General features: G+C 69.3%; 6 protein-coding genes and 1 pseudogene. 1 reads left to right on the forward strand and 6 read right to left on the reverse strand.

Going from position 1 to position 6,803, the window contains the following annotated elements:
• Positions 1-53: 53 nt before the first annotated feature.
• The 5 genes from ACFU8Q_RS37595 to ACFU8Q_RS37615 all read right to left on the reverse strand — a co-directional run bounded on the left by ACFU8Q_RS37595 (position 54) and on the right by ACFU8Q_RS37615 (position 5,679).
• Entirely contained in the window at positions 54-1,028 is a 975-nt protein-coding gene (locus tag ACFU8Q_RS37595; protein WP_384463472.1) for an acyl-ACP desaturase, read from the reverse strand.
• A 216-nt stretch (positions 1,029-1,244) separates the two neighbouring features.
• Positions 1,245-3,539, reverse strand: a complete 2,295-nt coding sequence (locus tag ACFU8Q_RS37600; protein WP_384463474.1) for an ATP-binding cassette domain-containing protein — start codon at positions 3,537-3,539, stop codon at positions 1,245-1,247.
• A gap of 181 nt (positions 3,540-3,720) precedes the next feature.
• A complete protein-coding gene (locus ACFU8Q_RS37605) occupies positions 3,721-3,912 on the reverse strand; it encodes a hypothetical protein (RefSeq protein WP_384463477.1) in 192 nt (63 codons plus the stop codon).
• A 446-nt stretch (positions 3,913-4,358) separates the two neighbouring features.
• Positions 4,359-4,775 carry an SsgA family sporulation/cell division regulator gene (locus ACFU8Q_RS37610; RefSeq protein WP_384463480.1) on the reverse strand — a complete coding sequence of 139 codons (417 nt, stop codon included), beginning with the start codon at positions 4,773-4,775 and terminating at the stop codon, positions 4,359-4,361.
• A 496-nt stretch (positions 4,776-5,271) separates the two neighbouring features.
• Positions 5,272-5,679 (reverse strand): DUF2795 domain-containing protein, encoded by a 408-nt coding sequence (locus ACFU8Q_RS37615; protein WP_384463483.1) that lies wholly within the window; start codon positions 5,677-5,679, stop codon positions 5,272-5,274.
• Positions 5,680-5,918: 239 nt separating this feature from the next.
• Here ACFU8Q_RS37615 and ACFU8Q_RS37620 point away from each other — a divergent pair, with 239 nt between their 5' ends.
• The gene (locus ACFU8Q_RS37620; RefSeq protein ID WP_384463486.1) at positions 5,919-6,359 is read left to right on the forward strand and encodes a hypothetical protein; all 441 of its coding nucleotides are present in this window, start codon (positions 5,919-5,921) and stop codon (positions 6,357-6,359) included.
• 17 nt (positions 6,360-6,376) lie between these two features.
• On the opposite strand, the pseudogene ACFU8Q_RS37625 reads toward ACFU8Q_RS37620, so the two are convergent.
• Positions 6,377-6,616: pseudogene (locus tag ACFU8Q_RS37625) on the reverse strand (YciI family protein); the annotation flags it as partial.
• Positions 6,617-6,803: the final 187 nt, after the last annotated feature.

The following is a 6,803-nucleotide window of genomic DNA, read 5'->3' on the forward strand; positions in this document are numbered from 1 at the left end:
GGCTTGCGGAGCGGTGGGCGCCCGTCCGGCGGCCGGCGACGACCGTGTGGACGTCAGGCCCGGGCGCGCGCGGCCATCCGCGCCTTGCGGGCCGCGAGCTTCTCGTCGAACTTCGACGCCTCGTCGTCCAGACCGCCCATGTACAGGCCCAGTTCTTCCTGGGCCTTCAGACCGTCGGGGCCCAGGCCGTCGATGTCGAGGACCTTGAGATAGCGCAGCACGGGCTGGATCACGTCGTCGTGGTGGATGCGCATGTTGTAGATCTCGCCGATCGCCATCTGCGCGGCGGCTCGCTCGAAGCCCGGCATGCCGTGACCGGGCATCCGGAAGTTGACGACGACATCGCGCACGGCCTGCATCGTCAGGTCCGGGGCGAGCTCGAAGGCCGCACCGAGGAGGTTGCGGTAGAAGACCATGTGCAGGTTCTCGTCGGTCGCGATGCGCGCCAGCATGCGGTCGCAGACCGGGTCGCCCGACTGGTGGCCCGTGTTCCGGTGCGAGACGCGGGTGGCCAGCTCCTGGAAGGCGACGTACGCCACGGAGTGCAGCATCGAGTGACGGTTGTCCGACTCGAAGCCCTCCGCCATGTGCGCCATCCGGAACTGCTCCAGCTTGTCCGGGTCGACGGCGCGCGAGGTGAGCAGGTAGTCGCGCATCACGATGCCGTGCCGGCCCTCCTCCGCGGTCCAGCGGTGCACCCAGGTGCCCCAGGCGCCGTCACGGCCGAAGAGGGAGGCGATCTCGTGGTGGTAGCTGGGGAGATTGTCCTCCGTCAGCAGATTCACGACCAGCGCGACCTTGCCGATGTCGGTGACCTTGGACTGGTCGGCCTGCCAGGCCTCACCGTCCTCGAAGATGCCCGGGAAGTTCCGCCCGTCGGAGAACGGCACGTACTCGTGGGGCATCCAGTCCTTGGCGACCTTGAGATGGCGGTTGAGCTCCTTCTCCACCACCTCTTCCAGGGCGTACAGCAGCTGGGCGTCGGTCCACGCCTTCGGGCTGCCGAGGTGGGGAGCGGTGATCGTCACGGGGGACTCCTGGGGACGGGAGAAGTACCTACGGGTACGTAGGTTACGAGACCGTAGGTTAAAGCGGGGGTAAGGCCACCGCCAAGCCCGCCCTCGTGATGCCCGATTACGTAACGTTATGTACGCAGGTCGAGGGGGTGTGGGGGTGGGAGTCCGCTCGACTGCCGGGGTGTTCGCAACTCCCTCGGATCCACCGATATGGCGCTGAAGGCGCTCTCACGCCCCGCCGCCGGGACGCCGCTCCAGCCCGAGATCCCGGCGCAGATACTCGGCCGTGAGCGACGTGTGATGACCGAGCAGGGCCGCAGGGGTTCCCTCGAAGACCACTTCGCCGCCGTTTCTGCCGCCCTCGGGGCCGAGGTCGATCACCCAGTCCGCGCGCTTGAGCACATCGAGGTTGTGCTCCACGCAGATCACGCTGTTGCCCCCGTCGACCAGCCGGTCGAGCAGATCGACGAGCGTGCCGGTGTCCGCCATGTGCAGTCCGGTCGTCGGCTCGTCCAGCACGTACACACTGCCCGTCCGGTGCAACTGCGTGGCGAGCTTGATGCGCTGGCGCTCGCCACCGGAAAGCGTGCTGAGCGGCCGGCCGAGCGTCAGATACGTAAGACCGACCTCGTCGAGTGTGTGCAGCTTGCGCAGCAGTGCCTGGTCGTCGAAGATTCCGGCAGCCCGGGCGGCGGTCATCTCCAGTACGTCGACGATGGACACCCCGCCGACCCGATGCTTCAGCACGTCGTCGTGGAACCGCCGTCCCTCGCACCCCTGGCACGTGGTTGTCACCGGGTCCATGAACGCGAGATCCGTGAAAATGATGCCGCGCCCCTGGCAGTGCCCGCACGCTCCCGAGGAGTTGAAGCTGAACAGGCCGGGCTCGACGCCGTTCTCCCGGGCGAAGATCTTGCGGATGGTGTCCAGTGCCCCGAGGTACGAGGCCGGGGTGGAGCGGGACGACGCGGTGATCGCTCCCTGGTCGATGACCACCGCGTCCGGATACGCCGCCGTGAACACCCGGGAGACCAGTGTCGACTTGCCGGATCCCGCCACCCCGGTCACCACCGTCAGCACGCCCTCGGGAAACGCCACGTCGACGCCCTTGAGGTTGTGCAGTGCGGCGCCGGTCACCGGCAGTCGCCCAGTGGGTGAGCGAACGGACTCCTTGAGCGGCGTACGGCGGCGCAGACACCGACCGGTGAGGGTGTCCGCCCCGCGCAACCGGTCCACCGGGCCCTCGAACACGACGTGGCCGCCGTCCGCGCCCGCCCCCGGGCCCATGTCGACGACGTGGTCCGCGATCGCCATCACATCCGGGTCGTGCTCGACGACGATGACGGTGTTGCCCCGGTCGCGCAGCCGCACCAGGAGATCGTTCAGCCTGCTGACATCGCGCGGATGCAGGCCCACGCTCGGCTCGTCGAAGATGAACGTCAGACCGGTCAGCGAACTGCCCAGGTGCCGGACCATCTTGAGCCGCTGCCCCTCGCCGCCCGACAGCGTGGTGGTCTCCCGGTCCAGGCTGAGATAGCCGAGGCCGATGCCCACCAGGCGCTCCAGCCGTTCGCGGGCGGCCGAGGCGATCGGACCGGCCACCGGATCGTCGATCCTGCCCAGGACCTCCACCAGATCGGCCACCTCCATCCGCCCGTAGTCGGCCACGGAGAGGCCGTCGACACGGGTCGCGAGCGCGGCAGCGTTCAGCCGGGCGCCGTCGCAGGACGCGCACACCGACTCGGTCGTGAAGCGCCGGGCGGCCTCCCGTCGCCGCTCCGAGAGCGCCTCGGTGTCCCGCTTCAGGAAGAGCCGGCTGAACCGGTCGACGATCCCCTCGAACCGCATGTCGGCCGAGGCCGACCTGAGCTCCAGCCGTACGGTGAATCCACTTCCATGGAGCAGGAGTTGAAGCTCATCCTCGGTGAAGCCCGCGAGCGGCTTGTCGTTGTCGAAGCGCCCCGAACCGGCGTACAGCTGCCACTCCCAGCTGCCCACGGACAGCCCCGGCAACAACAGTGCGCCCTCATTGAGCGACTTCGTGACGTCGATCGCCCGCTCGATGTCGAGGCGGACAGTGCGCCCCACACCGTCGCACTCCGGGCACATTCCGCCGGGGTCGTTGAATGAGTACGCGCTTGCCGGGCCCGCACTCGGCGTCCCGTACCGCGAGAACAGCACGCGGATCACCGACCAGATGTCGGTCATCGTGCCGACGGTCGAGCGGGCGTTGCCGCCGAGCGGCTTCTGATCCACGACGATCGCCACCGAGAGGTCGTCGATGGAGTCGACTTGAGGCCGCTCGTACTTCGGCAGCCGGTTGCGGACGAACCAGGTGAAGGTCTCGTTCAGCTGCCGCTGCGATTCCACGGCGATGGTGCCGAAGACGATCGACGACTTGCCGGACCCCGAGACTCCGGTGAAGACGGTGATCCGCCCCTTGGGGACGGTGAGGGAGACATCGCGCAGATTGTTCGCGCGTGCCCCGGTGATGACGATGTTCCGGTCCGATTTCCGATCCATGCGGCCGAAGCTATCCGCGATACCGGACAGCCTCTGTCTGGATTTTCCGGGGCCGGTGGGCTGGGCTGGCCGGGACGGGTCGGCCCCCGCCCGCGGAGCGCTCAGAGTGGTCGGCGCACTCGGAGCGGACGCGGTGCGAAGGCGCGGGGCCCGGAGCGCGGGGCGTGGTCGGGCCGGGCGGTCAGAGCAGATGATCGGCCGCGCCGGACTTCACCGCGGAGATCAGCGCCCGCAGTGCCTCCGTGGAGTCACTGACGTAGGCGCCGGTGTCCGTGGTGGAGCCGATGTACGCCCGGCCCTGGTCGTCGACCCCGAAGCGGAAGCAGTTGGCGCCCTCGCTGCAGAATGCGTCGTCCCAGCGGATGGCGGTCATGGTGTCTCTCCTCAGAGCTCCTGAGCTATGGATCGGATGAGGTCGCGCGATTTTCGACCGACCGACCGACCGACCGACCGGCCGCGCGAGCGTGCGCAGCCGCTCCAACAGGCACCGGCACCGGCGTAGTTGCCTATCCGATTCCAGCAATATCGAACCGTGCGAGGAGTCGAGCTGCACGGTGTCGAGCCGGGGCACCGCGGCGCCCACGTAGGTGAACGACTGCCCGGCGTGGTGCTCCAGTTCGGCGATGTCGATGCGCACGGCGGGGACTGGGGGCTGCCCCCCGCTGACCTCCTCCGGCGGCTGCAAGGCCTGGGCATTACTCCACCGATGACCCCCGCACCGATCGTTCCCCGACGCTCACGCGCCCGAACACCCCCCTCCGGCGGTGATGCCACGCGGCCGTGATGCCGCCACGAAGGGCGCCCCTGCCGGACGCCCGGTCAGCAGGTCCCGCCGAACAGATCGGTCAGACTCCGGTCGAGATCCAGGAACCGGTGCTCGTCGCCGACCGGTACCAGTTCCTGCGCCCGCTCCAGAAAGCGGCGCAGCTCCGCGGTGCGGACATGAACCATGGCGATTCCCTCGGCGGCATGGAACTCCAGGACCGTACGGTCGTAGCCGAAGGGCCTGATGCGTACGTCGCCGACACCGGCGGCTGCGTCCACTCCCGCCGCGAGCAACTCGCGGGAGAACTCCCAGGACACATCGGTGCCCTCCAAAGTCGCCGTCGCGGGGAACGCCATGCGCACGGCGAACGGATCCCTCCGGTCGTACATCAGGGTGGCAGGAAGGGTCTCCATCCGCGGTGCGGACGCGACCATGCGGGCTTGCACGGACTGTTCGATGACGGTGGACAAGACCTGCTCCCTTTCTCGGCCAGAGGAACGGCTCCCGGCACTGATGGAGACGACGGAATTCCCTCATCCGTGCACCGGTTGGTGGCGTGAGCTGTATCACCGCACGCCACCGCACCGGTCGTGTGCCCGCTGCGCGCCGGTGCACCCTGGACGGAGCACAACGCGTGGGCCGGCTTCCAGCGCCATGAGGGCCAAGGGGAAGACGAGACGACTGATGTCATGGGGGCTCTGCGTGGCGGCGCTGACCGCGACACCGGCCACAGCGGCAACCGCGGCGACACCGGGGGAGCGGCACGGACCGGGCGAACGACCGGCCTGGGCGCTCAGGCGAGGCCGGGCGGGTGGCGCGGGCGAGGGTGTAGTGCGGGTCTCCGGCGCCCCGACCGACCTGCCCGGCGTCCCACGTCGGACGGTATACACGTGAGGGCGGCCGGATGTGAGGGCCGGCGCCGATGCGGACGGCGTCGGGAGCCCGGCCAAGGTCTTCAGCACCCTCCTAGACGCGTGGCCGGTATCCCAGAGCCCTGGCGATCTCGCCGGCGTTCGCATACCGGTCGCCCGCGGGAAGTTCTCGTACCGCGTCCACCAGCGTGTCCGGAGCGTACGCGCCGGAGAGGGTCCGCACGAGGGACGTGCGGTCCGCAGGGAAGGCCGTGCGGCTCAGGCGACGTGCGAGTTCAGCTCTGAGTTCCTCGGCCGCGGCCTCGGCGCGCGCCCGTTCCCGTGCTGCACCGGGTGGCGGGACGGGGCCGCCCGGGTCCACGCGCACGTCGTCGTCGGCGGGTGGCTCGGGGTCGTACGCCTCGTTCGTGCGGGTGGTGTGGCCGGACCGGAGGAAGTCCAGCAGTTCGTGTTTCCGCTGGTCGTCCTCATGGGGGCTGACACGGCTGCTTCCTCGCTCCATGGTGGGAACACCTCCTTGTCGGGCGGGTGCGCACCCGCCCGGAGCTGCCGCGGGAGTCCCGTGCGCAAGCGCGACCAGGAACCGGCCGCCCCTCTTCGTCGGGCCGCTCCACGCATACGGCAGATATCCATCGAAACCCCAACGGATACGTCTGTCCAGCGGCGAAGACCCGGACTGCGCAGGTATTCCCGGAGGCGGACTCCGCCGGGACCCGGGACAGTTGCAGCAGGTGGCCAACGGTGCACGCGGGAGGAATCCGCACCGGGCGGCTGCCTCGGGAGCACCGCGACATCGAGGGAGAGGACATGGCGCGGGTGGTGGTGCAGGGCACCGATATCGTCGTGCGCCTGACCTGGCGCGAGAAGGTGGCGGCACGCCACCGCGATGTGCGGGTTCCGGTGTCGGCGCTGCGCCGGCTGTATGTCGAGCCCGACTGGTGGCGGGCGCTCCGCGGTGGGTGCGGCCGGGGCACCTGGATTCCCGCCCGGCTGTGTGCGGGCATCCGCCCCCTTCAGGAGGGACAGGACTTCGCGTGGGTACGGGCCGGCAGGCCGGTGCTGTGCGTGGAACTGCGCAGGGGCGCACCGTTCAGCCGGCTGGCGATCTCCGTCCCCGCCCCCGAGGAGACGATGCGGGAGCTGCTGCCGCTGGTGCCTCGGGATCGACTGGGAAGAACCTGAACGGGCCCGGCTGTTCGCTACAGCTGTCCGGGCAACTGCCGGCGGTTCGGGGCGAGTTCGGCCGAGGTCTTCGTCGCGATGAACTCGGTGATCCGGTACGCGCACACGCCCTGCTCCGTGAATGGATCCTGCGCCACGATCCGCTCGATCCGCGCGCGGTCGTCCCGGACGGCAAGGATGACGCCGCCGTCCCGCGGATTCTTGCGGCCCGACGCGATGAACACCCCGGCCGCGTACTGCGCGTCCAGCCAGGCGACCTCGCATACTGGCTGCATTCGGGCGTTCCGGCAACGCTGCGAGGTGCCGTAGCTGTCGTCGTGCGCCCGCCAGGGATTACGGGACAGCCCCTTTAGCTTGATCTTTAACCTGTGCGGCGTGGACGCGGGGTCGTTGACTTCTTCGTCCGTCGTTTCGCGGGGCTTGGTTTGCCGACTGTGTGCACGT

This window comes from Streptomyces sp. NPDC057543, assembly GCF_042801895.1.
Taxonomy (GTDB): domain Bacteria; phylum Actinomycetota; class Actinomycetes; order Streptomycetales; family Streptomycetaceae; genus Streptomyces.

What these genes read in the sequence shown, in the direction of transcription:
- ACFU8Q_RS37600 (WP_384463474.1), bottom strand. Translation starts at nt 3,539, where the DNA reads ATGGATCGGAAATCGGACCGGAACATCGTCATCACCGGGGCACGCGCG.
- ACFU8Q_RS37605 (WP_384463477.1), bottom strand. Translation starts at nt 3,912, where the DNA reads ATGACCGCCATCCGCTGGGACGACGCATTCTGCAGCGAGGGCGCCAAC.
- ACFU8Q_RS37615 (WP_384463483.1), bottom strand. Translation starts at nt 5,679, where the DNA reads ATGGAGCGAGGAAGCAGCCGTGTCAGCCCCCATGAGGACGACCAGCGG.